The 25,283-nt window shown below is 67.5% G+C and carries 25 protein-coding genes; 15 read left to right on the top strand and 10 right to left on the bottom strand.

Annotation, left to right across the window (positions count from 1 at the left end):
• Together JANGC3_RS0126660 and JANGC3_RS0126655 are read left to right on the top strand one after the other, a co-directional pair.
• On the top strand, positions 1-279 hold the full coding sequence (locus JANGC3_RS0126660) for a DUF6587 family protein (RefSeq protein ID WP_017879553.1): 279 nt from the start codon (positions 1-3) through the stop codon (positions 277-279).
• A gap of 187 nt (positions 280-466) precedes the next feature.
• The gene (locus JANGC3_RS0126655) at positions 467-904 is read left to right on the top strand and encodes a hypothetical protein (RefSeq protein WP_017879552.1); all 438 of its coding nucleotides are present in this window, start codon (positions 467-469) and stop codon (positions 902-904) included.
• A 76-nt stretch (positions 905-980) separates the two neighbouring features.
• On the opposite strand, the gene JANGC3_RS0126650 is transcribed toward JANGC3_RS0126655, so the two are convergent.
• On the bottom strand, positions 981-2,591 hold the full coding sequence (locus JANGC3_RS0126650; RefSeq protein WP_017879551.1) for an FMN-binding glutamate synthase family protein: 1,611 nt from the start codon (positions 2,589-2,591) through the stop codon (positions 981-983).
• 182 nt (positions 2,592-2,773) lie between these two features.
• Between JANGC3_RS0126650 and JANGC3_RS0126645 the strand changes: the two genes are divergently transcribed.
• From JANGC3_RS0126645 to JANGC3_RS0126635, 3 genes are all read left to right on the top strand, one after another.
• Entirely contained in the window at positions 2,774-3,445 is a 672-nt protein-coding gene (locus JANGC3_RS0126645) for a glutathione S-transferase (protein WP_017879550.1), read from the top strand.
• Positions 3,446-3,515: 70 nt separating this feature from the next.
• A complete protein-coding gene (locus JANGC3_RS0126640) occupies positions 3,516-4,298 on the top strand; it encodes a 5'-3' exonuclease (RefSeq protein ID WP_017879549.1) in 783 nt (260 codons plus the stop codon).
• Between the two features lie 40 nt (positions 4,299-4,338).
• Entirely contained in the window at positions 4,339-4,737 is a 399-nt protein-coding gene (locus JANGC3_RS0126635) for a response regulator (protein WP_017879548.1), read from the top strand.
• Between the two features lie 55 nt (positions 4,738-4,792).
• Here the strand turns inward: JANGC3_RS0126635 and mnmA are convergent, their stop codons facing one another.
• Both mnmA and JANGC3_RS0126625 read right to left on the bottom strand, forming a co-directional pair.
• A complete protein-coding gene (gene mnmA / locus JANGC3_RS0126630) occupies positions 4,793-5,899 on the bottom strand; it encodes a tRNA 2-thiouridine(34) synthase MnmA (RefSeq protein ID WP_017879547.1) in 1,107 nt (368 codons plus the stop codon).
• Between the two features lie 24 nt (positions 5,900-5,923).
• Complete coding sequence (locus tag JANGC3_RS0126625; protein ID WP_017879546.1) at positions 5,924-6,403, bottom strand: NUDIX hydrolase; 480 nt, start codon at positions 6,401-6,403, stop codon at positions 5,924-5,926.
• Positions 6,404-6,845: 442 nt separating this feature from the next.
• On the opposite strand from JANGC3_RS0126625, the gene JANGC3_RS0126615 reads away from it, so the two are divergent.
• The 4 genes from JANGC3_RS0126615 to JANGC3_RS0126600 all read left to right on the top strand — a co-directional run bounded on the left by JANGC3_RS0126615 (position 6,846) and on the right by JANGC3_RS0126600 (position 11,130).
• Complete coding sequence (locus JANGC3_RS0126615) at positions 6,846-7,958, top strand: Re/Si-specific NAD(P)(+) transhydrogenase subunit alpha (RefSeq protein WP_026133558.1); 1,113 nt, start codon at positions 6,846-6,848, stop codon at positions 7,956-7,958.
• Positions 7,959-8,028: 70 nt separating this feature from the next.
• Positions 8,029-8,361 (top strand): NAD(P) transhydrogenase subunit alpha, encoded by a 333-nt coding sequence (locus JANGC3_RS0126610; RefSeq protein WP_017879543.1) that lies wholly within the window; start codon positions 8,029-8,031, stop codon positions 8,359-8,361.
• A complete protein-coding gene (locus JANGC3_RS0126605; protein WP_017879542.1) occupies positions 8,358-9,815 on the top strand; it encodes an NAD(P)(+) transhydrogenase (Re/Si-specific) subunit beta in 1,458 nt (485 codons plus the stop codon). The genes JANGC3_RS0126610 and JANGC3_RS0126605 overlap by 4 nt, the downstream gene beginning before the upstream one ends.
• Before the next feature lie 292 nt (positions 9,816-10,107).
• A complete protein-coding gene (locus JANGC3_RS0126600; protein ID WP_017879541.1) occupies positions 10,108-11,130 on the top strand; it encodes a M28 family peptidase in 1,023 nt (340 codons plus the stop codon).
• A gap of 119 nt (positions 11,131-11,249) precedes the next feature.
• On the opposite strand, the gene JANGC3_RS0126595 is transcribed toward JANGC3_RS0126600, so the two are convergent.
• The 4 genes from JANGC3_RS0126595 to JANGC3_RS0126580 all read right to left on the bottom strand — a co-directional run bounded on the left by JANGC3_RS0126595 (position 11,250) and on the right by JANGC3_RS0126580 (position 15,610).
• On the bottom strand, positions 11,250-12,395 hold the full coding sequence (locus JANGC3_RS0126595; protein WP_017879540.1) for an FAD-dependent monooxygenase: 1,146 nt from the start codon (positions 12,393-12,395) through the stop codon (positions 11,250-11,252).
• The gene (pepP, locus tag JANGC3_RS0126590) at positions 12,392-13,726 is read right to left on the bottom strand and encodes a Xaa-Pro aminopeptidase (protein WP_017879539.1); all 1,335 of its coding nucleotides are present in this window, start codon (positions 13,724-13,726) and stop codon (positions 12,392-12,394) included. The genes JANGC3_RS0126595 and pepP overlap by 4 nt, the downstream gene beginning before the upstream one ends.
• The gene (murU, locus tag JANGC3_RS0126585; protein WP_026133556.1) at positions 13,723-14,430 is read right to left on the bottom strand and encodes an N-acetylmuramate alpha-1-phosphate uridylyltransferase MurU; all 708 of its coding nucleotides are present in this window, start codon (positions 14,428-14,430) and stop codon (positions 13,723-13,725) included. The genes pepP and murU overlap by 4 nt, the downstream gene beginning before the upstream one ends.
• 121 nt (positions 14,431-14,551) lie before the next feature.
• On the bottom strand, positions 14,552-15,610 hold the full coding sequence (locus JANGC3_RS0126580; protein ID WP_017879537.1) for an aminoglycoside phosphotransferase family protein: 1,059 nt from the start codon (positions 15,608-15,610) through the stop codon (positions 14,552-14,554).
• Between the two features lie 98 nt (positions 15,611-15,708).
• Between JANGC3_RS0126580 and JANGC3_RS0126575 the strand changes: the two genes are divergently transcribed.
• The 4 genes from JANGC3_RS0126575 (at position 15,709) to rsmA (ending at position 21,316) form a co-directional block, all read left to right on the top strand.
• A complete protein-coding gene (locus JANGC3_RS0126575; RefSeq protein ID WP_017879536.1) occupies positions 15,709-17,964 on the top strand; it encodes an LPS-assembly protein LptD in 2,256 nt (751 codons plus the stop codon).
• A 102-nt stretch (positions 17,965-18,066) separates the two neighbouring features.
• Positions 18,067-19,413, top strand: a complete 1,347-nt coding sequence (locus tag JANGC3_RS0126570) for a peptidylprolyl isomerase (RefSeq protein ID WP_026133555.1) — start codon at positions 18,067-18,069, stop codon at positions 19,411-19,413.
• 7 nt (positions 19,414-19,420) lie between these two features.
• The gene (gene pdxA / locus JANGC3_RS0126565; RefSeq protein WP_017879534.1) at positions 19,421-20,500 is read left to right on the top strand and encodes a 4-hydroxythreonine-4-phosphate dehydrogenase PdxA; all 1,080 of its coding nucleotides are present in this window, start codon (positions 19,421-19,423) and stop codon (positions 20,498-20,500) included.
• Between the two features lie 36 nt (positions 20,501-20,536).
• On the top strand, positions 20,537-21,316 hold the full coding sequence (rsmA, locus tag JANGC3_RS0126560; RefSeq protein ID WP_017879533.1) for a 16S rRNA (adenine(1518)-N(6)/adenine(1519)-N(6))-dimethyltransferase RsmA: 780 nt from the start codon (positions 20,537-20,539) through the stop codon (positions 21,314-21,316).
• 230 nt (positions 21,317-21,546) lie between these two features.
• On the opposite strand, the gene JANGC3_RS0126555 is transcribed toward rsmA, so the two are convergent.
• Entirely contained in the window at positions 21,547-22,134 is a 588-nt protein-coding gene (locus JANGC3_RS0126555) for a hypothetical protein (protein WP_017879532.1), read from the bottom strand.
• Positions 22,135-22,188: 54 nt separating this feature from the next.
• Positions 22,189-22,770 carry a hypothetical protein gene (locus JANGC3_RS0126550; protein ID WP_017879531.1) on the bottom strand — a complete coding sequence of 194 codons (582 nt, stop codon included), beginning with the start codon at positions 22,768-22,770 and terminating at the stop codon, positions 22,189-22,191.
• Between the two features lie 215 nt (positions 22,771-22,985).
• Here JANGC3_RS0126550 and JANGC3_RS0126545 point away from each other — a divergent pair, with 215 nt between their 5' ends.
• Complete coding sequence (locus JANGC3_RS0126545; RefSeq protein ID WP_232429822.1) at positions 22,986-23,702, top strand: HAD family hydrolase; 717 nt, start codon at positions 22,986-22,988, stop codon at positions 23,700-23,702.
• 74 nt (positions 23,703-23,776) lie between these two features.
• Positions 23,777-24,793 (top strand): heat-inducible transcriptional repressor HrcA, encoded by a 1,017-nt coding sequence (hrcA, locus tag JANGC3_RS0126540; RefSeq protein WP_017879529.1) that lies wholly within the window; start codon positions 23,777-23,779, stop codon positions 24,791-24,793.
• A 41-nt stretch (positions 24,794-24,834) separates the two neighbouring features.
• On the opposite strand, the gene fur is transcribed toward hrcA, so the two are convergent.
• The gene (fur, locus tag JANGC3_RS0126535; protein WP_017879528.1) at positions 24,835-25,263 is read right to left on the bottom strand and encodes a ferric iron uptake transcriptional regulator; all 429 of its coding nucleotides are present in this window, start codon (positions 25,261-25,263) and stop codon (positions 24,835-24,837) included.
• Positions 25,264-25,283: the final 20 nt, after the last annotated feature.

The raw sequence follows: 25,283 nt of genomic DNA, 5'->3' as shown, positions 1-25,283 counted from the left end.
ATGTGGCAAGAAGCGATCGTCTGTTGCATCGTCGCGGCCGCCGCGCTGCACGCGGCCGGCAAATACCTGCCGGCCGCCGCGCGCCGGCGCATCGTCCACCTGCTGACGCGCTGCGGCGCCGACCAGGCGCGCATGGCGGCGCTGTTGAAGACCGCCGACAGCTGCGGCGACGGCTGCGCCAGCTGCGGCTCCTGCGGCGACGGCGCCGCGCCGGCGCCGCCGCTGGAAGCGCCGGGCAAGCACCGCGTCATCAAGCTGCGCGCGCAGTCGGGCCGCTGAGCGCCGCCGCCACCCCTCGGCGCCGCCCGCGGTTGACGGCGCTCACACTTGCACCTGAACAAGCGTGCGGCGCGAAATGGTAATATGTTTAGAATTCAATAATCTTCTATCTTTGCAATCGGGCGCTGGGCGCCGCTGCGGGGATGTCGATAATTTGTCGTGACGTTTAATTAAAAGGAAAAACACAATGGTTGACTTCAAGAAGCTTGCACTGATCGCCGCGCTGGGCGCCTCCCTGAGTGCTTGTTATGTCGTGCCCATTAACCAGACTCCGCAGGCGCAGCCGGCGCCAGCCGCCGTCGCCTACGTCCCGGCGCCGGTGCAACTGCCGGTGCTGACCGCGCGCCTGTATCCGACCAACGACCAGGCTTCCTCGATCGGGCGCCTGAGCGGCACCATCAGCCGGCCGGAACGCGGCCACGGCGTGTTCACGCTGATGGCGGGCAACGAAACCTATTCGGGCGAAGCCACCCGGGCGCAGAATTCGGCCAAGGGCAACGCCAACGCCGCCGGCAACCGCGGCGGCTACATCAAGTGCGACTATACGATGAGCAGCGCGACGATGGGCGCGGGCACCTGCGAGTTCTCCAACAAGGCGCGCTTCGACATGCATATCACCGAGTAAGCCGGTTGCCGCCGCCGCCCGTTCCGGCGCGGCCAGGCCCGACCCAGCGCCCGTTGATTCAGTCCGGGCGCTTTTTTTACGTCAGCGGGTGGAACGACTCGGCCTGGGCGATCGGCCAGTACAGGCCGAACACCGGCGGCAACTGCGCCAGCTGGCCGGGGTCGAGCAGCTCGCCCGGCTCCAGGTAGGGCAGCAGGGCCGAGGCCAGCTTGACCTGGTTCGGCGAGATGCGCCGCACCAGGTGGTGCGGCTTGAGCTGCGACGGGTGGCTTAGGCCGGCGGCGGCGATCAGCTCGGCCAGCGCCTTCAGGGTGTTCTGGTGGAAGTGCGCGACGCGGGCGGTCTTGTCGGGCACCACCAGCGCGCGCTGGCGCAGCCGGTCCTGGGTCGCCACGCCGGTCGGGCAGCGGTCGGTGTGGCAGTTCTGCGACTGGATGCAGCCGAGCGCGAACATGAAACCGCGCGCCGAGTTGCACCAGTCCGCCCCCAGCGCCAGCGTGCGGGCGATGTCGAAGGCGGTGATGATCTTGCCGGAGGCGCCGATCTTGATCTTGTCGCGCAGGCCGGCGCCGACCAGGGTGTTGTGCACCAGCAGCAGCGCCTCTTGCAGCGGCGTGCCGACGTGGTCGGTGAATTCGACCGGCGCCGCGCCGGTGCCGCCCTCGCCGCCGTCGACGACGATGAAGTCGGGCACGATGCCGGTCGCCAGCATGGCCTTGACGATGCCGAAAAACTCCCACGGGTGGCCGATGGCCAGCTTGAAGCCGGTCGGCTTGCCGCCGGACAGATTGCGCAGGCGCTCGATGAAGGCCAGCATTTCCAGCGGCGTCGAGAACTCGGCGTGGCGCGCCGGCGAGACGCAGTCGACGCCGGCCATGACGCCGCGGGTGGTGGCGATCTCGATCGTCACCTTGGGGCCGGGCAGCACGCCGCCGTGGCCCGGCTTGGCGCCCTGCGACAGTTTCAGCTCGATCATCTTGACCTGCGCCGTGCAGGCGTTGGCGATGAAGTGGGCCTCGGAAAAACTGCCGTCCGGGTTGCGGCAGCCGAAGTAGCCCGAGCCGATTTCCCATACCAGGTCGCCGCTGTTGCGGCGGTGGTAGGCGCTGATGCTGCCCTCGCCGGTGTCGTGCATGAAGCCGCCGACGCGGGCGCCGCCGTTGAGCGCCAGGATGGCGTTGGCCGACAGCGCGCCAAAGCTCATCGCCGAGATGTTGAAGACGCTGGCCGAGTAAGGCTGGGCGCGCGGGCAGTCGGGGTGCTTGCCGATGTCGACGCGGAAGTTGTGGTCGGCCACGGCGGCCGGCGCGATCGAGTGGTTGATCCATTCGTAGCCGGCCTGGTAGACGTCGAGCTGGGTGCCGAAGGGGCGCTTGTCGGTTTCGACCTTGGCGCGCTGGTAGACGATGCTGCGCTGGTTGCGCGAGAACGGCGTGGCCTCGGTGTCGTCCTCCAGGAAGTACTGGCGGATCTCCGGGCGGATGCTTTCGAACAGGAAGCGGAAATGCGCGAGGATCGGGTAGTTGCGGCGCAGCGCGCGGCGCGTCTGCAACAGATCGGCCAGGCCGAGGGCGGTGAGGGCGCCGCTGAGCAGCACCAGCCAGTAGGCGCCGGACAGGGCCAGCGCCAGCGCGCACACGGCGGCGCTGGTGGCCAGCGCAAGGTAACGGACGGAAAACAGGCGCATAAGCACTCCGGTGGGCGGCGAAACGCCGCAGCCGAGTGTACCGCTGTTTCCGCGTGGAAGCTATGGTGCGCGCCGGCACCGTCGCGCCCGGCGCAAGGCGGCGTCCGGCGACTTCAGCTTGCCTGCTCTATACTCGCAGTGTCGGCGCTGCGCGCCATCCACTCTCACACGGGGAAGTATCCATGATCGTTGTCCATCATCTCAACAATTCGCGCTCGCAGCGCGTGCTCTGGCTGCTTGAGGAACTCGGCCTGGAATACGAGGTCAAGCGCTACGAGCGCGACCCGAAAACCATGCTGGCGCCGGCCTCGCTGCGCGCCGTCCACCCGCTCGGCAAGTCGCCGGTCATCAGCGACGGCGACCTGGTCGTGGCCGAGTCCGGCGCGATCGTCGACTACCTGGTCGAGCGCTACGGCAACGGCCGCCTGCTGCCGGCCGCCGGCACGCCGGAGCGCCTGCGCTGGACCTACTGGCTGCATTTCGCCGAAGGTTCGGCGATGGGGCCGCTGTTGATGAAGCTGGTGTTCGACAAGGTCGAAAGCAGCCCGATGCCGTTCTTCGTCAAGCCGGTGGCCCGCGCCATCGCGCAGAAGGTCAAGAAAGGCTTCATCAATCCGAACATCAAGCAGCAGCTCGACTATATGGAAGCGGAACTGGGCAAGACGACCTGGTTCGCCGGCGCCGAATTTTCGGCCGCCGACATCCAGATGAGCTTTCCGCTCGAGGCGGCCGGCGCGCGCGGCGGCCTGGACGAGAGCCGGCCCAAGCTGATGGCCTACCTGCAGCGCATCCACGCGCGCCCGGCCTACCAGCGCGCGCTGGAGCGCGGCGGCCCGTACGAATTGCTGAAGTAAGCCGGCGGGCGGCGCCGCGGCAGCGGCATACGGTAAAATGCGCGATTCACCACGCCGATCCCCCCACCGTATGGCCAGACTACTCGCTATCGACGGCCTGAACATCGTACGCCGCGTCTACGAAGCCAGCCCCGAGCCGGATTCGGCCGAAAAGGCCGACATCGCCCTGCGCCACGCGCTGTCCTCGTTCAAGAACCTGATCAACGGCCACCTGCCGACCCACGTGCTGCCGGCCTTCGACTTCGGCGGCCCGACCTGGCGCCACGCGCTCTACGCCGGCTACCGCGAAGGCCGCGCGCCGATGCCGGGCGCGCTACGCGCGGCGCTGCCGGCGTTCTACGAGAAGCTGGCCGGCTTCGGCCTGCGCGTCGTCGTCATCCCCGAGGTCGAGGCCGACGACGTCATCGGCACCGCCGTCATGCGTTGGCTGCACGAGGGCAGGGGCGACGCCGTCGTCGCCACCACCGACAAGGATTTGCACGGCCTGATCGCCTACGGCGCGCTGGTGTGGGACCACTTCAAGGGCGAATGGCACGACCACGCCTGGGTCGAGCGCAAGTTCGGCGTGCCGCCCGAGCTGCTGCCGGACCTGCTGGCGCTGATGGGCGACGCCACCGACAGCATCCCCGGCGTGTCCAAGGTCGGCCAGAAGACCGGCGCCCGGCTGCTCCAGGCCTACGGCAACCTGGACGCGGTGATGGCCGGCGCCGGCATTTTGAAGGGGCCGCTGGGAGAAAGACTGCGGAAGGAACGGGATATACTGTATCTTTCTCGCCAATTGGTGCAATTGAAAACCGATGTGCGCCTCGGCGTGACGTGGAACATGCTGGCCTGGGACCGGCACCACCACTGACGGCGCGTCCACACAAAAACGATATTGGGGATTCTTTATGATGTTAAAAGCGGTTCTCATCGACAGCAGCGCCATTTCGCGCGGCCTGCTCAACACGGTCCTGACCGACGGCGGCTACGACGTCTGCGGCCAGGGCCACACCAGCGCGCTGGGCCTGGCCCTGATGGTCAAGCACAACCCGCACTTCGTCTGCATCGCCCGCGAGGTGGTCGAGGACGGCAGCAACGTGGTCGGCGCCATCCGCGCGCAGTGGCCGAAGGCGCTGATCTTCATGGTCTCGGCCGGCATCGACGCCGCCTCGCTGCAGGCGGCCCACGCCAGCGGCGTCAGCGGCTTCATCGTCAAGCCCTTCAACGCCGACACGGTGCTCAAAACCGTGCGCAACACCGTCATCGCGATGGTGCGCAAGCAGCAGGCCGCCAGCGCCGGCTCGAACTAGGCCGGTACGCCGGGGTCAAACCCGAGGGCCCGACCGCGGTCGAGCGCCGCGGTTGTTAGGCCAGGCCGGTGGCGCCGGCGATGATGCCGCCGCCCAGGCAGACGTCGCCGTCGTACAGCACCGCCGACTGGCCCGGCGTGACCGCCCACTGCGGGTCGCTGAAGCGCAGCGCGAACTCGCCGGCGCCGTCGGGCGCGAGCTCGCAGGCGACGTCGGCCTGGCGGTAGCGCGTCTTGGCCGACAGCGCCCGCGGCGCCGGCGCCGCGCCGGCGATCCAGCTGGCCTGGTCGGCCGTCAGCGCCGACGACAGCAGCCACGGATGGTCGTGGCCCTGCACCACGTACAAGGTGTTGTTGGCGATGTCCTTGCGCGCCACGTACCAGGCGTCGCTGCTGCCGTCGGCGTTCTGGTACGACTTGACGCCGCCGATGCCGATGCCCTTGCGCTGGCCCAGCGTGTAAAAGCTCAGGCCGACGTGCTCGCCGACGCTGGTGCCGTCGGCCGTCTTCATCGGCCCCGGCTTATACGACAGGTAGCGGTTGAGGAATTCGCGGAACGGCCGCTCGCCGATGAAGCAGATGCCGGTCGAATCCTTTTTCGCCGCGTTCGGCAGCGCCAGCCTGGCGGCGAGCTGGCGCACCTCGGTTTTCGGGATCTCGCCGAGCGGGAACAGCGTCTTCGACAACTGCGCCTGGTTCAAGCGGTGCAGGAAGTAGCTCTGGTCCTTGCTGGCGTCGACCGCCTTGAGCAGCTCGAAGCGCTCGCCGGCCTGGCGCACGCGCGCGTAGTGGCCGGTGGCGATCAGGTCGGCGCCCAGCAGCATGGCGTGGTCGAGGAAGGCCTTGAACTTGATCTCGGCGTTGCACAGCACGTCCGGGTTGGGCGTGCGGCCGGCCTGGTACTCGCGCAGGAACTCGGCGAACACGCGGTCCTTGTACTCGGCCGAGAAGTTGACCGCCTCGATGTCGACGCCGATCACGTCGGCCACGCTGGCCGCGTCGATCCAGTCCTGGCGCGACGAGCAAAACTCGGAGTCGTCGTCGTCCTCCCAGTTTTTCATGAACAGGCCGATCACCTCATAGCCCTGCTCCTTCAACATCCACGCCGCGACCGAGGAGTCGACCCCGCCTGACATACCGATCACGACTTTTTTCTTGCTCATCTTGCTTATCCAAATAAGTGTTCGTTACCCGTCGTTGAAGACGGAGGCGTGCGTATGCAGCAGCGCCAGCGGCGCGCGCCGCCCCTCCAGGTATTCGTCGACGCATTGCAGCATCAAGGGGCTGCGGTGGCGCTCCTGGCAGGCCGCCATGTCGTCGCGCGACATCCACAGCGTGCGGATGATGCCCTCGTCGAGCGGGCGGTCGTGCAGCTTGCCGACCTCGCCGCAGAAGGTGAAACGCAGGTACGTCACGTCCAGGCCGGTGCGCGCCGACTGGTAGCGCGACATGTACATGCCGACCAGCGCGGTCGGCGTGAAATCGTGCGCCGTTTCCTCCAGCGTTTCGCGGATCACCGCCTGCTCCAGCGATTCAAACGGGTCCAGGTGGCCGGCCGGCTGGTTTAGCCGGATGCCGTCGCTGGTTTCTTCTTCGACCAGTAAAAACAGGCCGTCGCGCTCGATGATGGCGGCGACGGTGACAGAGGGTTTCCAGATTCTCGGCATGATTCCATCCTTGAAAGAGCCGACATTTTATCTTGTTCTGGGCGCACGGTCCGCGCGTCGTGCAAGGGCTTCGCAGCGCGTTTGATTAATGACAATGTTTCAGTTAAAAATCTGTGGTCTATTGCTGGGCGGAAGCTCGGCGGCGCCGGCGCGGCCCGATTGATCGCGCGGATCGGGGAATCGGCCCAAAAAAACCATTTTATGTTGGTTTTTGGTGTCAGCGGCGCCGGGACGGGGCCGTTGCGGCGCTCGGCGGCGTGCGCGGCGCCGGCCGCCGACACCGGTTTGAGGGCGGCCGGCGCGCCCGATCGGCCCTTTTAGGTCGAGGGCGGTGCCGCTGTCAAGTAGTGGCGGCCCCCTAATAGTTGCCGGCTGAAAAAGGTTTTATGAAGCGATTTCCGTGTTAGATTCTAGTCAGTTTATCAATTTTTGGAGGCATTTCATGAGAATAGGCATACCGGCCGAAACGCGGCCCGGTGAAACTCGGGTCGCTGCAACGCCCGAGACGGTCAAGAAGCTCGCGGCCAAACATCAAGTCATCGTCCAGGCGGGAGCCGGCGTGATGGCCTGCGTGATCGACGAAGCCTACCTCGCCGCCGGCGCGCAGATCGGCAGCGCCGCCGACGCCTTCGCTTGCGAGATCGTGCTCAAGGTGCGCGCCCCTAGCGCCGACGAGCGGGCCCTGATGAAATCGGGCGTCGTCGTCATCGGCATGCTCAACCCCTTCGACGCCGACAACACGGCGGCGATGGCGGCGCACGGCCTGTCGGCGTTCGCCCTCGAGGCGGTGCCGCGCATCACCCGCGCCCAGTCGATGGACGTGCTGTCCTCGCAGGCCAACATCGCCGGCTACAAGGCGGTGCTGGTGGCGGCCAACACCTACCAGCGCTTCATGCCGATGCTGATGACGGCGGCCGGCACCGTCAAGGCGGCGCGCGTGCTGATCATGGGCGTCGGCGTGGCCGGCCTGCAGGCGATCGCCACGGCCAAGCGCCTGGGCGCCGTCATCGAGGCCTCCGACGTGCGTCCGCCGGTGAAGGAGCAGGTCGAGTCGCTCGGCGCGAAATTCATCGACGTGCCCTTCCTGACGGACGAGGAGCGCGAGATCGCCAAGGGTTCGGGCGGCTACGCGCGCTCGATGCCGGCCGACTGGATGCGCCGCCAGGCCGAACTGGTGCACGAGCGCGCCAAGCAGGCCGACATCATCATCACCACCGCGCTGATCCCGGGCCGCGCCGCGCCCGTCCTGATCTCCGAGGAGACCGTCAAGGCGATGAAACCGGGCTCGGTCATCGTCGACCTGGCCGTCTCGCAGGGCGGCAACTGCCCGCTCTCGGAGCTGGGCAAGACGGTGGTCAAGCACGGCGTCTACATCGTCGGCGAGCCGGACCTGGCGACGCTGGTGGCGGCCGACGCGTCGGCGCTGTACGCGCGCAACGTGTTCGACTTCATGAAGCTCATTTTCGACAAGGACGACGCGCTGCTGATCGACCGCGAGGACGAGATCATCAAGGCCAGCCTGGTCTGCCACGGTGGCGAAGTGCTGCGCAAATAAACCGCGCGGGTCACACACAACAGTGGGAGGGGCGGCCGCGGCCGGTCCCGCCCATGCAATCGGAGGAATCATGGAAATCAGTCACACCATCATCAATCTTATTATTTTCGTGCTGGCGATCTACGTCGGCTACCACGTGGTCTGGACCGTCACGCCGGCGCTGCACACGCCGCTGATGGCCGTCACCAACGCCATCTCGGCCATCATCATCGTCGGCGCCATGCTGGCCGCCGGCCTGACCACCGGCCCGGTGGCGCAAATCGCCGGCACGCTGGCGGTGGCGCTGGCGGCGGTCAACGTCTTCGGCGGCTTCCTGGTCACCCAGCGCATGCTGGAAATGTTCCGCAAAAAAGCGCCGAAGGCGGCGCCGGCGCCAGTTGCCAAGCAAGAGGTGAAAGCATGAACTTCATCACCATGAACCTCGTGACGATGATGTACCTGATCGCCTCGGTGTGCTTCATCCAGGCCCTGAAGGGCTTGTCCTCGCCGGCCACGGCGCGCCGCGGCAACGCCTTCGGCATGTCCGGCATGGCCATCGCGGCGCTGACCACGGTGGCGCTGATCCTCAAGCTGCAAGCGCAGCAGGGCGTCGGCGGCATGGGCTTCGGCCTGGTTATCCTGGGTATCGTCGTCGGCGGCGGCGTCGGCACCTACCTGGCCAAGACCGTTGAAATGACCAAGATGCCGGAACTGGTGGCGGCCATGCATTCGCTGATCGGCCTGGCGGCGGTGTGCATCGCGGTCGCCGCGGTGTCCGAGCCGACCGCCTTCGGCATCGCCCTGGCGGGCCAGCCGCTGCCGTTCGGCAACCGCCTGGAACTGTTCATCGGCACCTTCGTCGGCGCCATCACCTTCTCCGGCTCGGTGATCGCCTTCGGCAAACTGTCGGGCAAGTACAAGTTCCGCCTGTTCCAGGGCGCGCCGGTCAGCTTCGCCGGCCAGCACATGCTCAACCTGGTGCTGGCGCTGGTGATGGTCGGCCTGGGCCTGGTGTTTTGCTTCGCCGACGGCAGCGAACCGGCCTGGACGCCGTTCGTCGTCATGGCCGTCATCGCCTTCGCGCTGGGCGTGCTGATCATCATCCCGATCGGCGGCGCCGACATGCCGGTGGTGGTGTCGATGCTGAACTCGTACTCCGGCTGGGCCGCGGCCGGCATCGGTTTTTCGCTGAATAACTCGATGCTGATCATCGCCGGCTCGCTGGTTGGTTCCTCCGGCGCGATCCTCTCTTACATCATGTGCAAGGCGATGAACCGCTCCTTCTTCAACGTGCTGCTGGGTGGCTTCGGTGGCGCCCCCGCCGCCGCGGCCGCCGCCGGCTCCGCCGAGCAGCGTCCGGTCAAGTCGGGCTCCGCCGACGACGCCGCCTTCCTGATGAGTAACGCCGAAACCGTCATCATCGTGCCGGGCTACGGCCTGGCCGTGGCGCGCGCCCAGCATTCGCTCAAGGAGCTGGTCGAGAAGCTGACCCACAAGGGCGTCATCGTCAAGTACGCGATCCACCCGGTGGCCGGGCGCATGCCGGGCCACATGAACGTGCTGCTGGCCGAAGCCGAGGTGCCGTACGACCAGGTGTTCGAGATGGAAGACATCAACAGCGAGTTCGGCCAGGCCGACGTGGTGCTGGTACTGGGCGCCAACGACGTCGTCAACCCGGCGGCCAAGGACCCGAAATCGCCGATCGCCGGCATGCCGATTTTGGAGGCGTACAAGGCCAAAAGCATCATCGTCAACAAGCGCTCGATGGCTTCCGGTTACGCCGGCCTGGACAACGACCTGTTCTACCAGGCGAATACGATGATGGTCTTCGGCGACGCCAAGAAAGTCATCGAGGACATGGTCAAAGCGGTCGAATAAGAGCAAGCGCCGGCGCGAAAAAAAAACCAGCGGTCTGTCCCCCGCACCGCTGGAGGATTTTCGTAGGTCGGGTTAGCCCGCGAGGGCGTAACCCGACTGGCGTCGACGGTGGCTCGGCGTTACAAAAATTTAAACCAACGGCGTAACCCCCTGGGGCAGACCCTCCGCGCCAAGGCGAGAAGGTCTGACCCCGGCTCTTTAGCCAGCAAGGCCCCGATCTGTTTTCACCAAGCGTCCCGCCGCCGCGGCGGCGATGCGCTATCCTCGGGCTGTCTCCACCGCAGCAGCCGCCATGAAAAAAATCCTGTTGAGCACAGTCCTGGCGCTGGGCGCGCTGGTGTTTTACCTGGCGCTGGCGCAACGCGGCGAAGAAGCGCGCATGGCGCAGCCGCTAGCCGGCGCCGCGCGCGACCCCGGCGGCCCGGTCGACCTGCGCGTCCTGCTCGACGACGTGCGCACGCTGTCCTCGGACGCCTTCGAAGGCCGCGCCACCGGCACGCCCGGCAGCCGCAAGGCGCAGGCCTACCTGCAGGCGCGCTTCCGCGCCATCGGCCTGCTGCCGTTCGGCCGCGACTACGCCCAAGCGTTCGCCTTCAGCACCCACAGCGTCGGCAACATCTTCGTGCCGGGCCGGCCGTTCCGCGGCGACTATCCCGACGCCGCCAACATCGTCGGCTACCTGCGCGGCAGCGCCGCGCCGGACCAGTTCCTCGTGGTGTCGGCCCACTACGACCATCTCGGCATCGTCGACGGCAAGCTGTATCCGGGGGCCGACGACAACGCCTCGGGCGTGGCCGCGCTGCTGGCGATCGCCAGCTATTTCACAGCCCACCCGCCGCGCCATTCGGTGCTGTTCGCCGCCTTCGACGGCGAGGAGCTGGGCCTGCGGGGCGCGCGCGCCTTCATGGCCGCGCCGCCGGTGCCGCGCGCGCAACTGGCCGCCAACCTGAACCTGGACATGCTGGCGCATAACGACAGCAACGAGATCGTCGTGGCCGGCAGCCACCTGTGGCCGGCGCTGAAGGCGCCGCTGGAGCAGGCCGCCGGCCGCAGCGCCGTGCGCGTGCTGACCGGGGACGACCGGCCGGTGCTGGCGGCCGGGCTGGTCGAGCGCTGGGACGACAGCTCGGACCACGCCGTATTCAACGAGGCCGGCATCCCCTTCCTGTATTTCGGCGTCGCCGACCACGCCGACTACCACGCGCCCAGCGACACCATCGAACACATCAACCCGGCGTTTTTCGGGCGGGTCGCCAATTTGCTGGTGGACGTGGCGGCGCTCATGGAGCGTGACCTGGACAGGGTCGCGCGGTAGGTGCGCAGGGCTTCGGCGTTGAAACAATCAAAACCAAGGGCGTCACCCCGGGGCCAGACCTGAAGGTCCGACCCCGGCTCTTTGCCTTGGCTTGATTTTGGCGTGGCCGGCCCGCTGGTTTAACGGCGGCCGTACATCATCAGTTCGGCCAGCAGCTTGCGGGCCGGGTTGATGGCGTCGATCAGGCCGAGCGAGGCGCCCAGCAGCGCTTGCGCCGGGCCGGCGCCGGTGAAGGCGCGCGCCATGGTGTCGGTCAGGCGTACGGTCAGGCCGCGGTCCTGCGCGCGCAGCGCGTGGAACCGCGCCAGCATGGCCGGCGTGGCGTCTTGCGCCAGCAGGCGCGCCAGCACGGCGGCGTCGCGCAGGCCCAGGTTCAGGCCCTGGCCGGCGACCGGGTGCAGGGTTTGCGCGGCGTTGCCGATGGCGACCGTGCGGGCGCTGGCGGGGGCGCCGGCGTTCAGTCCGAGCGGGTAGGCGAAGCGCGCCGAGGTGGCGCTGAAGCGCCCCAGGCGGCTGCCGAAGGCCCGCTCCAGCTGCGCCAGGAAGGCGGCGTCGTCCAGCGCCAACAGCTGTTGCGCCCGCTCCGGGGGCACGCACCAGACCAGCGCGTAGGCGTCGCCCTGCGGCAGCAGCGCCAGCGGGCCTTCGTCGGTGAAGCGTTCATAGGCGCGGTGGGCGATCGGCGCGCTGGCGTGGATCTGCGCGATGATGGCGCTTTGCCGGTAGTCGCGCTGCTGCGCGCGTTGCGCCTGGGCGCCGAATAGGCCGCCCTCGGCCTGCACCAGCAGCGCCGCGCGCAGTTCGCGCGGCGCCGTCTCGCCTTCGCGAATCGTCAGCGCGACGCCGGCGCCGTCCTCTTTGGCGTCCCGCACCAGCGCCGGGCGCAGCGCCGTCACGCCGAGGCGGGCGCAGACCGCGCCCAGCGCCGCCACCACGTCGCCATAGCGCGCCACGTAGCCGAGCGCCGGCACCTGGTGGTCGGCGCGGTCGATCAGGCTGCGCCCGAAATGGCCGCGGCGCGAGACGTGGATCTGGTGGATCGCGGTGGCGGCGATGGGCCAGGCGCCGATTTCTTCGAGGATCTGGCGGCTGCCGTGCGACAGCGCGATCGAGCGCGGGTCGGCGCCGGCCCGGGCCAGCGTTTTCGCGTCGAGCAGGGCGACCCGCGCCGGCGCCACGCCGCGCCGCGCCAGCAGGGCCGCCAGCGCCATACCGACCGGGCCGGCGCCGCAGACGGCGATGTCGTATGTGTTTTGCCGGTTCATGCCGCGCCCCGCATCAGTGCTTCGATGTCGGCCACGCTCTTCGGCGCCGCCGCGCTCAGCACCGTGTGGCCGGCGGGCGTCACCAGCACGTCGTCCTCGATGCGGATGCCGGTGTGCCAGAAGCGCTCCGGCACGCCGGCGCCCGGGCGCACGTAGAGGCCCGGCTCCACCGTCAGCGTCATGCCCGCCTGCAGCGCGCGCCACGGTTTGCCTTCGCGCGCGCTTTCGCGGTAGGCGCCGACGTCGTGCACGTCCATGCCGAGCCAGTGGCCGGTGCCGTGCATGTAGAACTGGCGGTAGCTCTGGTTGGCGATGACGTCGTCGACGCCGCCCACCTGGTCGCGCGCCAGCAGGCCCAGGTCCAGCATGCCCTGCGCCAGCACGGCGACGGCGGCGTCGTGGATGCCCTGGTAAAGCCGGCCCGGTCGCACCGCGTCCAGCGCCGCCGCCTGCGCCGCCAGCACCAGTTCGTACAACTGCCGCTGCGCTGCGCTGAAGCGGCCGTTGGCCGGGTAGGTGCGGCTGATGTCGGCGGCGTAGCCGTCCAGCTCGCAGCCGGCGTCGATCAGCACCAGGTCGCCGTCCGCAACCAGGGCGTTGTTGGCGCTGTAGTGCAGCACGCAGGCGTTGGCGCCGGCCGCGACGATCGAGGTGTAGGCCGGGGATTGGGCGCCGTGGCGGCGGAATTCGTATAGCAGCTCGGCTTCGATTTGGTATTCGCGCATGCCGGGCCGGGTTGCGCGCATCGCCCGCGCGTGGGCCTGCCCGGAGATGGCGGCGGCGCGCGCCATGACGGCCTGTTCGCCGTCGTCCTTGAACAGGCGCATCTCGTCGAGCAGGCCGAGCACGTTGTGCACCACGGCGGGCGCGGTCACGCCGCTGCGGGCCTGGCTGCGCACGTCGCGCAACCACAGTTTGACTTGCGCGTCGAGTTCGTTGCTGCTGCCGAGCGCGTAGTAGATCGCCGGCGCGTCGGCCAGCAGTTTGACCATCTCGGCGTCCAGTTCGTCGATCGGGAAGGCGGCGTCGACGCCGCAGGCCAGGCGCGCGCCCTCGGGGCCGTGGCGGAAGCCGTCCCAGATTTCGCGCTCGCTGTTTTTGGCGCGGCAGAACAGGATGCAGCGGGCCGCCGCGCGCGGGCCGGCGGCCAGCAGCACCAGCACGCTTTCCGGTTCGGCGAAGCCGCTCAGGTAGTAGAAGTAGCTGTCGTGGCGGTAGGGGTAGTCGCAGTCGCTGTTGCGGGTCACTTCGGGCGCGGTCTGCAGCACGGCCACGCCGCCCGGCTGCATCTGGGCCAGCAGGGCGGCGCGGCGGGCCGCGAACGCCGTCATGGCGCGGTCCCGCCGTTCAGTTCGGCCAGCTGTTCGGCGGTGCCGACGTTGGCCCAGGCGCCGGCGTAGAGCTCGCCGCCGATCCGGCCCAGGTCGGCGTACTGGCGCAGCAGCGGCGCCAGCTTGGCGTGGCTGCCGGGCGCGACGGCGTCGAACATCTCGGGCCGGTAGACGCCGATGTTGGCGAAGGTGAAGCGCGGCGCGCCGTCGTTGTTGAGCGAGTACAGCGTCAAGCCGAAGTCGCCGTCCGGGTGGTAGGGCGGGTTGTCGACCAGGTACAACCAGGCGATGTCGCGCTGCTCGGCCGGGTAGGGGTTGCCCAGGATGTCCTTGTCGGCCAGCACGTCCTTGACTTGCTCGAAGTCGAAGTAGGGGATGTAGATGTCGCCCGAGACGGCCAGGAAGGGCTCGTCGCCGAGCAGGTGGCGGGCGTTGGCGATGGCGCCGGCCGTCTCCAGCGCCTGCGCCTCCGGCGAGTAGACGATGCGGGCGCCGAACTGGCTGCCGTCGCCCAGCGTGTCTTCGATCATCTGGCCCAGGTGGGCGTGGTTGACGACGATGTCGGTGATGCCGGCGCGTACCAGGTTCAGCACGTGCCAGACGATCAGCGGGCGGCCGCGCACTTTCAGCAGGGGTTTGGGGCAGGTGTCGGTGAGGGGACGCATCCGCTCACCGCGGCCGGCGGCGAAAATCATGGCTTTCATGGGGGGCACTCGTGGTTGGGTGTAGGGGGCTGGCGGGCCGGCGGCGCCGAAAAAAACCGGGGGCGAAGAGCCGCGGCCGGACCCCGAGGGTCTGAGCCCGGATCGGCGGCGCCCGGCGTGCCTAGAAAGTGTAGCCGACTTCCGGCGTCTTGTTTTCCAGCGCGTCGAGCAGGCGCACCAGCGGTTTCAAGTCCTTGTAGCGGTTGGCGGTCTTGCGCACGTAGTCGAGCACCGTCGGCAGGTCCTCCAGGTAGGCGGCCTTGCCGTCGCGGTGGTTCAGGCGGGCGAACAGGCCGAGGATTTTCAGGTGGCGTTGCAGCGCCATGAATTCGAAATCGCGGTAGAAGGCGTCGATGTCGGGGTTCACCGGCAAGCCGGCCTTCTTGGCCCGCTGCCAGTAGCGGATCACCCAGTCGAGCACCATTTCCTCGTCCCACTGGATGTAGGCGTCGCGCAGCAGCGAGGCCAGGTCGTAGGTGACCGGGCCGTACACGGCGTCCTGGAAGTCGAGGATGCCGGGGTTGCCCTCGTCCATCCGCATCAGGTTGCGCGAGTGGAAGTCGCGGTGCATGAACACCTGCTGCTGCGCCATGACGTTGCCGACGATGGCGTCGAACACGCCGTCCAGCTGGGCCTGCTGCGCCGCGGTCAGCGTGGCGTTCAGGTGGCGGCCGATGTACCACTCTGGGAACAGGTTCATTTCGCGCAGCGCGAAGGCGCGGTCGAATTCGGGCAGCACGCCGGGCTGGCTGGCTTGCTGGATTTTTACCAGCGCCTCCAGCGCCTCGCTGTAGAGGACGGCGGCGTTGTCGTGGTCGAGCGCCTGCAGGTAGGTCGTGTCGCCCAGGTCCGACAGCAGCAGGAAGCCGCGTTCGAGGTCGTGCGCGACGATCTCCGGCGCCGACGCGCCGGCCGCCTTCAGCAGGCCGGCCACCTTGACGAAGGCGGCGACGTTCTCGCGCTCGGGCGGCGCGTCCATCGCCACCAGGGTGGCGCCGTGGGCGGCGCGGCTGCCCGCCAGCGTGTCGAGGCGGAAGTAGCGGCGGAAGCTGGCGTCGCACGAGGCCGGGCGCGCCGACTCCGGCGTGACCAGGTTCAAGCCGCCCAGCCATGCTTGCAGCAAGGCCAGGCGGGCGTCGTCGGCGGCGGCCGCGGCGGGTAAAACGGGGGTGATTGACATAAAGCGACCTGTGGAATCCGGTTGATTGTGAAGATTCCCATATAATAAGGGATTGCAATCAAAAAATCGCCTGCCATGGTGTTTCACCTCTTCTTTTCATGAGCTGGTATACAGCCCCCCCATCGTCGCAGCGCTGGGCCTTCGCCCTGAGCGCCATCGCCGCCGCGTTCGCCGCGGTGCCGAGCCACGCCCAAACGCCCAAGCGCGCCGCGCACGTGGAAGACAAGAACGCGCCCACCCATTTGCGCGCCGAGCACATCAGCGGCCGGGCCGAGCGCGAGTTAAACCTCGAGCGCGACGCCGAGGTGGTGCGCGACCAGACCAGGATGACCGCCGACACGGCCTGCTACCAGATGGTCGAGGACCAGCTCGACGCCAGCGGCAATGTGCGCATGTGGCGCTTCGGCGACTACTACAGCGCCGAGCTGCTCAAGCTGAACCTGGAGACCGGGCGCGGCTTCGCCCTCAAGCCGACCTATAAAATCGCGGTCGGCAACGGCCAGGGCCACGCCGAGCGGATCGACTTCATCAACTCGGAAGAGGCCGACGTTGTCGACGGCACCTACAGCACCTGCGAAGGCACCAAGCCGGACTGGTATCTGAAGTCGAGCACCTTGAACCTCGACACCGGGCGCGACGTCGGCACCGGCGGCAAGACGGTGGTGTATTTCAAGGGCGTGCCCATCCTCGGCACGCCGGCGATCTCGTTCTCGCTGTCGGGTGCGCGCCGCTCCGGCTGGCTGGCGCCGACGCCGCGGCTGGACTCGAAGAACGGCCTGGAACTGCTGGTGCCCTACTATGTCAACATCGCGCCGAACCGCGACCTGACGCTGTACCCGAAATACATACAGCGGCGCGGCCTGCAGTTGGGCGCCAACGCGCGCTACCTCGGCGAAACGGCGGCCGGCGGCTACGCCGGCGAAACGTATATCGAGTACCTGCCCAACGACAAGGTGCGCGACAGCGACCGCTATATGCTGCACTCGGTCCACACCCAGGCGCTGGCGCCCGGGCTGTCGTACGGCTGGAACCTGCGCAGCGCCTCGGACAACGACTATCCGACCGATTTCTCGAAAACCGTCGCCACCAGCGCCGAGCGGCAGTTGCTGCGCGAGCTGCGCACCGATTACCGCGGCGAATTCTGGAACGCCACGGCGCGCGTGCAAAACTACCAGGTGCTGCAAGACCCGGGGGCGGAGAAAAATCCGGGCCTGTTCGTGCCGCGCCCGTACGACCGGCTGCCGTCGCTGAACCTGCACGCCGGCCGCTTCGACGTCGCCGGCGGCTTCGACTGGGCCGTCGACAGCGAGCTGACGCGTTTCTGGCACCCCGAGCAGGTACGCGGCAACCGCCTGGTGGCGGTGCCGCAGGTCAGTTATCCGTTCATGCGCCCGGGCTACTTCGTCACGCCCAAGCTGGTGCTCAACGCCAGCGCCTACCAGCTCGACAACAACAACGCCGTCGGCAGCGTCCAATACCGGGACACCGCGTTGACGCGCGCCGTGCCCACCGTGTCGGTCGACAGCGGCCTGGTGTTCGAACGCGACGCCAAGCTGTTCGGCCGCGCCGTCACCCAAACGCTGGAGCCGCGCCTGTTCTACGTGTATACGCCATACCGCGACCAGCGCGCCTTCCCGCTGTTCGACACCTCCGACGCCGGCTTCAGCTTCGCCCAGCTGTTCAGCGAAAACCGCTACGTCGGCGCCGACCGCATCGGCGACGCCAACCAGGTCACGGCGGCGCTGACGTCGCGCTTCCTCGACCCGAACGGCGCCGAGCGGCTGCGCTTGGCCTTGGGTCAACGCTTCTATTTCAACGAGCAGCGGGTGCAACTGGGTAGCGCCGCGGCCAACGAGGCGAGCCGCTCCGACGTGCTGCTGGCCGGCGCCGGCCGCATTGCCGATTCCTGGGGCTTCGACAGCGCGGTGCAGTACAATCGCGACGAGGGCCATTCGATGAGCTGGAACTACGGCGCGCAGTGGCAGCCGGCGCCGAAAAAGGTGCTGAACCTGGAGCACCGCTACCTGCGCGGCGTCAACGGCATCAAGAACGTGCTGGTGTCCGGCCAGTGGCCGCTGTCGACGCGCTGGTACGGCGTCGGCCGGGTCAGCTACTCGATGCGCGACCGGCGCGTGCTCGAGAGCCTGGCCGGCCTCGAATACAAGCAGGACTGCTGGGTGTTGCGGATGGGCGCGCAGCGCTTCGTGACGACTACCAAGAGCGTCTCGAATTCGATCTTCTTCCAGCTTGAGCTGATCGGCCTGTCGAGCAACCTCGGCTTCGGCAGCAACGCGCTCGATACGTTGACGAAGAGCATCCCCGGCTATCAAAGGCTGACGCCGTCCAGCCGTTAGGGATGGCAGTAGCACCGGAACTTTCGGCCGGCGGCGCGCCCTTACCAGCGCCGTGGCCGGCGGTTTTTTTATCCACCCGAACTCATGAGCGCTCTACACATTATGCGGAATGCCAGTATGCACCAACTGAAAATTGCAGCGGTTTTGCTGTGCGCGCTGTCCGGCGCCAGCGCCCCCGGCGCCTGGGCGCAGAGCGCCGCGGCCGCCGCCACGGGCAAGCCGATCGACTCGATCGCCGTCGTCGTCAACGACGACGTCATCACGCGCAACGAGCTGGCGGCCCGCATCAAGACCGTCGAACGGCGCATGAAGGCGCAAAACGTCGCGCTGCCGGAGCAGGCCGACCTGCAGCGCCAGTTGCTCGAACGGATGATCGTCGAGCGCGCGCAGATGCAGCTGGCCAAGGAAATGGGTATCCGCGTCGACGACTTGACGCTCGACCGCGCCATCGGCCGCATCGCCGAACAGCAGAAAATGACGGTGCAGGAGCTGCGCAACCAGATGGAGAAGGAGGGCACCACCTTCGCCGCCTTCCGCGAGGAGATCCGCAGCGAGATCGTGCTGCAGCGCCTGCGCGAGCGCGAGGTCGACGCCAAGATCCAGATCTCGGACGCCGAGGTCGACAATTTCATGGCGGCCGAACAGGCCGCGGCGCGCGAGCAGGTCGAGCTGAACCTGGCGCAAATCATGGTGCGCATCCCCGACAACGCCTCGCCCGAGCAGATCGCCGCGCGCCGCGCCCGCGCCGAGGAAGTGATGCGCCAGTTGCGCACCGGCGCCGACTTCGCCAAGATGGCCGGCACCTATTCGGAGGCGGCCGACGCGCTGAAGGGCGGCGAGATCGGCTGGCGCAGCCCGGAGCGGCTGCCGCCGCTGTTCGCCGAGCAGCTGGCCAAGCTGAAGCCGGGCCAGGTCACGCCGATCATCAAGAGCACCGGCGCCTTCCACATCCTGAAGCTGGTCGACAAGCGCAGCGCCGCCGACGCCCAGGCCAGCGCGGCGGTGCAGCAAACGCACGCGCGGCACATCCTGATCAAGGTCACGCCGACGGTGTCGGCCTACGACGCCAAGCGCAAGCTGGCCGAACTCAAGGAGCGCCTCGACAACAAGGCCGCCAAGTTCGAAGAGCTGGCGCGGCTGTTTTCGACCGACGGCGCGGCCGCCAAGGGCGGCGACCTGGGCTGGCTGTATCCGGGCGACACGATGCCCGAATTCGAGGCCGCGATGGCCGCGCTGAAGCCGGGCGAAATCAGCGCGCCGGTGGAAACGAGCTTTGGCTTCCACCTGATCGAGGTGCTCGAGCGCAAGAGCGACGACGTCTCGAAGGAAAAGCAGCGCAACCTGGCGCGCAACGCGCTGCGCGAGCGCAAGCTGGAAGAGGCCACCGAGGATTGGCAGCGCGAAGTGCGCGACCGCGCCTACGTCGAATTCCGCGCCGACGACAAGTAAGAAGACGATGAGCCCAGCCACCCCGGCGCGTCCCGGCGCCCGCCCGGCGCTCGCCGTCACCTGCGGCGAGCCGGCCGGCATCGGCCCGGAAATCTCGCTGCGCGCCGCCTGGGCGCTGCGCGACACGGTCAATTGCGTGCTGCTGGGCGACGCCGCCTTCCTGGCGCTGACGGCCAGCCTGATCGACCCCGGGATCAAGCTGGCGGCGCTGTCGCTGCAGGCACTGCGCAACGGCGGCCTGCCGCAGTTCGGCCCGGGCCGCGTCGCCGTGGTCGACGTGCCGCTGGCCGCGCACGTCGTGCCCGGCGTGCTCGACAAGGAAAACGGCCGCGCCGTGCTGGCCACGCTGGACGCCGCCGTCGAGGGCGTGGCGGCCGGCTGGTTCGACGCCATCGTCACCGCGCCGCTGCAGAAAAGCACCATCAACGACGCCGGCGTGGCCTTTTCCGGGCATACCGAATACCTGGCCGAACGCACCGGCACCGCCCAGGTGGTGATGATGCTGGCCGGCGAGCCGGGCGGCTCCGGCGCCGCCGCGCCGCTGCGGGTGGCGCTGGCGACCACCCACCTGCCGCTGGCGGCGGTGCCGGCGGCCATCACGGCGGCCGGCCTGGCCACCACGCTGGACATCATCGCCCATGATTTGCAAGAGAAATTCGGCGTCGCCGCGCCGCGCATCCTGGTGGCCGGCCTGAACCCGCACGCCGGCGAGGGCGGCTACCTGGGGCGCGAGGAGATCGAGACGATCGCCCCGGCCATCGCGGCGGCGCGCTCGCGCGGCATCGACGCGCGCGGCCCGTATCCGGCCGACACGCTGTTCCAACCGAAATACCTGCAAGAGGCCGACTGCGTGCTGGCGATGTACCACGACCAGGGCTTGCCGGTGCTCAAATACGCCACCTTCGGCAACGGCGTCAACATCACCCTCGGCCTGCCGCTGATCCGCACCTCGGTCGACCATGGCACCGCGCTCGACCTGGCCGCGCGCGGCCTCGGGCTGGCCGACTGCGCCAGCATGGAAGCGGCCATCCACACCGCCGTGCGGATGGTGCAAGCGCGCCGCCGCCACGGCGCCGGCGCCGGCTGATTGCGCCGCGCGTCCCACCCCACTGAAAACAAGAATATGAAACACATTGCCCGCAAGCGCTTCGGCCAGAATTTCCTGCACGATAAATACGTCCTCGACGAGATCACCGCCGCCATCGCGCCGCAGTCCGACGACGCCCTGGTCGAAATCGGCCCCGGCCTGGGCGCGATGACCGAGCAGCTGCTGAAGCGGCTCGACAAGATGCACGTCGTCGAACTCGACCGCGACCTGGTCGCGCGCCTGGAAAAGACCTTCAACCCGGCCAAGCTGACGATCCACGCCGGCGACGCGCTGAAGTTCGACTTCGCGACGATCCCCGTGCCCGAGGGCAAAAAGCTGCGCGTGGTCGGCAACCTGCCGTACAACATTTCCAGCCCGCTGCTGTTCCGCCTGGCGGAAATCGCCCCGCTGGTGCAAGACCAGCACTTCATGCTGCAAAAGGAGGTCGTCGAACGGATGGTCGCCGCGCCCGGCAGCAAGACCTACGGCCGGCTGTCGGTGATGCTGCAATGGCGCTACGACATGCACCTGCTGTTCATCGTGCCGCCGACCGCGTTCGACCCGCCGCCGAAGGTGGAGTCGGCGATCGTGCGCATGATCCCGCTGGCCGAGCGCCTGCCGTGCGACCTGGAAACGCTGGAGGCGGTCGTCATGAAGGCGTTCTCGCAGCGCCGCAAAGTGATCCGCAACTGCCTGGCCGGCATGTTTACCGAGGCGCAGATCGTCGAAGCCGGCATCGACCCGAGCATGCGCCCGGAGACGGTGGGCCTGGCCCAGTACGTCGCGCTGGCCAACCTGCTGAAGGCGCCGGCGTAAAGGCCGCGGCGGACGTCAAAAACCAGCGCCCCTTGCGCTGGTTTTTTTTACGTTCACCACCGCCTCCGCCACGAAAAGCCGGGCAAAAAAAAGCCCGCTGGTAAAAGCGGGCTAAATCCAATTCTTGGAAGAGTTGGAGGAGACAGATGCATTATGCTGTGGCGCCGCATATAACGCCAATTTATATTTCACATATCATTCATATGGAATTTGAATATCTGCCTTCCTATTTAGATGCAAGTGACCAGCACGTTGCTGACGGCGGCCGTGCCCATCACACCGGCGCCGTTGGCGACGCTGCAGGTCTGGTTGGGGGCGTTGGGTTGCGGCGGCACCACCACCACGCTGTACGGCGTGCCGTCGGCAACCACGGCGAACTGGAAGGCGACGCTGGCGGCGGCGGTGCCGGTCACGGTGATGGTTTCGATCTTTCCGTTCGCCAATTTCACGGTGTTGCCCACTTTTAAGCCCGTCACGCTGCCGCCCAACAAGCGGGTCTGGCGCGTGCAGACGACGGTCGCGGTAATCGAGGTGAAGTGGCCGGCGCTGCCGCTGCCGCCGGCGACGCTGCAATTCATGTGCGCCGGCTGGTTCGCCGTGATGTTATACGCGGTGCCATAGTCGATTTGCTTGGGGAACGTGAAGCTGGTATCGTCCTTCTTCGGCGCCACCGTGTCGCCGTTGTTCGTCAGCACCAGGTCGTTGTCGCTCACCCCGCTGAGCGTGCCGTTGACCTGGAACGATTCCTTGCCGCCGCAGGCGGACAGGCTCAGGACGATGGTCAGCGCGGCGAGGGTGCGCGGATAAGATAGTTTCATGTGTGTCTCCAGGGATAGATGGTGCCGGCGGCGCCCGGCCCGGCGTCGGTAGGGTTATTCGGGAACGCAGGTGACGGTCAAGCCGTTAAAGTCGGTTGTCGGCATGGTGCCGCCGCCGTTTGGCAGGCTGCACACCTTCCCGGGGGAGGACTTGAGCACGCTCACGCCGTAGTTATTGCCTTCGCCAACCGTGAAGGCGAAGGTGAAGGCGCCGCTGCCGGTCTGGACAAGCTGCTCCGGGGCGTTGATCAGGGTCACGCTTTCGCTAGCCGCGAGGCCGCTGACGGTGCCGCCCAGCTTGTGTTGCTTGGTCAGGCAGGAAATCACCACGCTGGTGATGTTGAAGTTGGACGCCTTGGCCTTGCCGTTGAGCACGGTGCAATCGGCGCCGGTCGGCTGTTTGTTGATCTGCACGTCGTAGTTCGACTCGGAGGCGATCCGCTCGGTAAACGCGAAGGTGCCGGCGTTGGCGGCCACGTCGAGGGTGGCGCTGCCGTTCTTCAGTTGCAGCCCGGTTTTCGAGAGGCCGACGACGCTGCCGCCCAGGCTCAGGTTGCCGTCGTCTTTGCCGCCGCAAGCGGCCAGGGTGGCGGCGCAGGCGAGCGCCAGCATCGAGCGCATATACAAGTTTTTCATACATTCTCCAAACGAATCAGGTAACGGGGCCGGCGCCGCGCGTGCGCGCTCGCGGCAGCTATTTTAGTATATCCGGCAACATCCGGGCTCCCCCTGTTGTATCTCCCTGTAACAATTTTCCCCTTGCGCGGCGGCGCGCCCGGCGCCGCGCACGCAGGCCGGCGGCGCCGATAAGTGCGACAATACGGCCATCCACAGCGAAGCCCCCGATATCCATGAAGCAGTTACGCCCGCCCCGCCCGAAAGCCATGCTGTTCGACCTCGACGACACGCTGTGGCCGATCGGCCCCGTCATCGCCCGCGCCGAGGTCGCGCTGCACGACTGGCTGGCGCGGCATGCGCCGCCGGTGGCGCGGCGGTTTTCAATCGCGCAGTTGCGCGCGCGCCGCCTGGCCCTGCTGGCCGAGCGGCCCGAGTTGCACATCGACCTGGGCGAACTGCGCCGCATCGGCCTGCACGCCGCCTTCGAGGAGGTCGGCGCCGACGCCGCCAAGGTGGCGCCGGCGATGGCGCTGTTCCACGCCGCGCGCAACGCCGTGACGCCCTACGACGACGTGCTGCCGGGGCTGGCGCGGCTGCAGGGCCGCATCTTGCTTGGATCGATTTCGAACGGCGTGGCCGACCTCGACAGCATCGGCATGGCCCACCATTTCACGGTGTCGCTGGCGGCCAACCGCTTCGGCCGCGCCAAGCCGGACCCGGCCATTTTCCACGCCGCCTGCGCGGCGCTGGGCGTGGCGCCGGCCGAGGCGGTCTACGTCGGCGACGATTTGCAGCTGGACGTGGTCGGGGCGCAAAACGCCGGCATGCGCGCGCTGTGGCTGAACCGCCTCGGCGGCGAGGCCCACCTTGAAGCGGGCGTGCGCCCGGACGCTATTTGCGCGACGTTTGACGAACTGCTGCTCTGGCTCGACGGCCATGCGGAAGAATGATGCACGGCGCGCCTGCCAGCGTGCATAATGGAGCCAAGTAACTAGCGCACCCCGCGTCTGCCGAGAATAGACTTATGCAACTCGATATCCGTGCCCAAACACTGCTCAAAGCCCTGGTCGAGCGCTACATCGCCGACGGCCAGCCGGTCGGGTCGCGCGCGCTGTCGAAGATCTCCGGGCTGGAGCTGTCGCCGGCGACCATCCGCAACATCATGGCCGACCTGGAGGAAATGGGTTACGTGTCGAGTCCGCACACCTCGGCCGGGCGCATCCCGACCCCGCGCGGCTACCGCATCTTCGTCGACACGCTGCTGACGGTGCAGCACATCGACGAGCACGCGGTCGAGTCGCGCATGCGCCTGCAAATCCAGCAGCCGCAGAAAATGATCGCCAACGCTGCGCAAATGCTGTCGTCGCTGTCGCAGTTCGCCGGCGTGGTGCTGAGCCCGCGGCGCGAATCGGTGTTCCAGCAAATCGAATTCCTGCGCCTGTCGGAAAAGCGCATCCTGCTGGTTATCGTCGGCCCCACCGGCGACGTGCAAAACCGCCTGCTGCTGACCGCGGCCGACTACACGCCGGCGCAACTGGTGCAGTCGGCCAACTACATCAACCAAAACTACGGCGGCCTGTCGTTCGACGACGTGCGCATCCGCCTGCAGGGCGAGCTGCGCCAGTTGCGCGACGATATGGGGCGGCTGATGCAGGCGGCCGTCGAGGCCGGCAGCGAGGCGATGGCCGACAACTCGGACGACATGGTCATCTCCGGCGAGCGCAACCTGCTCAGCGTCAGCGACCTGTCCTCGAACATGAGTTCGCTGCGGCAAATGTTCGACATGTTCGAGCAAAAGACCGGGCTGATGCAACTGCTGGACGTGTCGAGCAAGGCCACCGGCGTGCAGATCTTCATCGGCGGCGAGTCGAACCTGGTGCCGATGGACGAGATGAGCGTGGTCACCGCGCCTTACGAGGTGAACGGCAAAATCGTCGGCACCCTCGGCGTGATCGGGCCGACGCGCATGGCCTACGAGCGCGTGATCCCGATCGTCGACATCACGGCGAAGCTGTTATCGAGCGCGCTCAGCCAGCATTGACGCGGCGCGCCACATAGGAAAGACCCGCGGCGCGTAGCGTATTATGCCCGGTGCGGGCAAGCAACCTTGATGCAGTTGCCGTAGATCGCCAGCGCGTGCTCGGCAATCTTGAAGCCGCGTTCCTCGGCCACGCGTTGCTGGCGCAGCTCGATTTCCTCGTCGAAAAACTCTTCGACGCGGCCACAGTCGAGGCACACCAGGTGGTCGTGGTGCGAGCCTTCGTTCAATTCGAAGATCGCCTTGCCGGTTTCGAAATGATTCCGGTTTAGCAAACCGGCTTGCTCGAACTGGGTCAGCACGCGGTAGACGGTGGCCAGGCCAACGTCCATATTGTCGGCCAACAGGACCTTATACACGTCTTCGGCCGTCAAATGGCGTACCGGGCTGCTCTGGAAAATGTCCAGAATCTTTAGGCGGGGCAGCGTGGCTTTCAGGCCGCTGGCCTTCAGATCGCTAGGATTGTTACTCATGTTTTGCTCGCATATGGTTC

Origin of the sequence: Janthinobacterium sp. CG3, from assembly GCF_000344615.1 — a bacterium.
Taxonomy (GTDB): domain Bacteria; phylum Pseudomonadota; class Gammaproteobacteria; order Burkholderiales; family Burkholderiaceae_D; genus Janthinobacterium.
The sequence above is the reverse complement of the archived record's forward strand: the minus strand, read 5'-3'. Positions and strand labels throughout refer to the sequence as shown.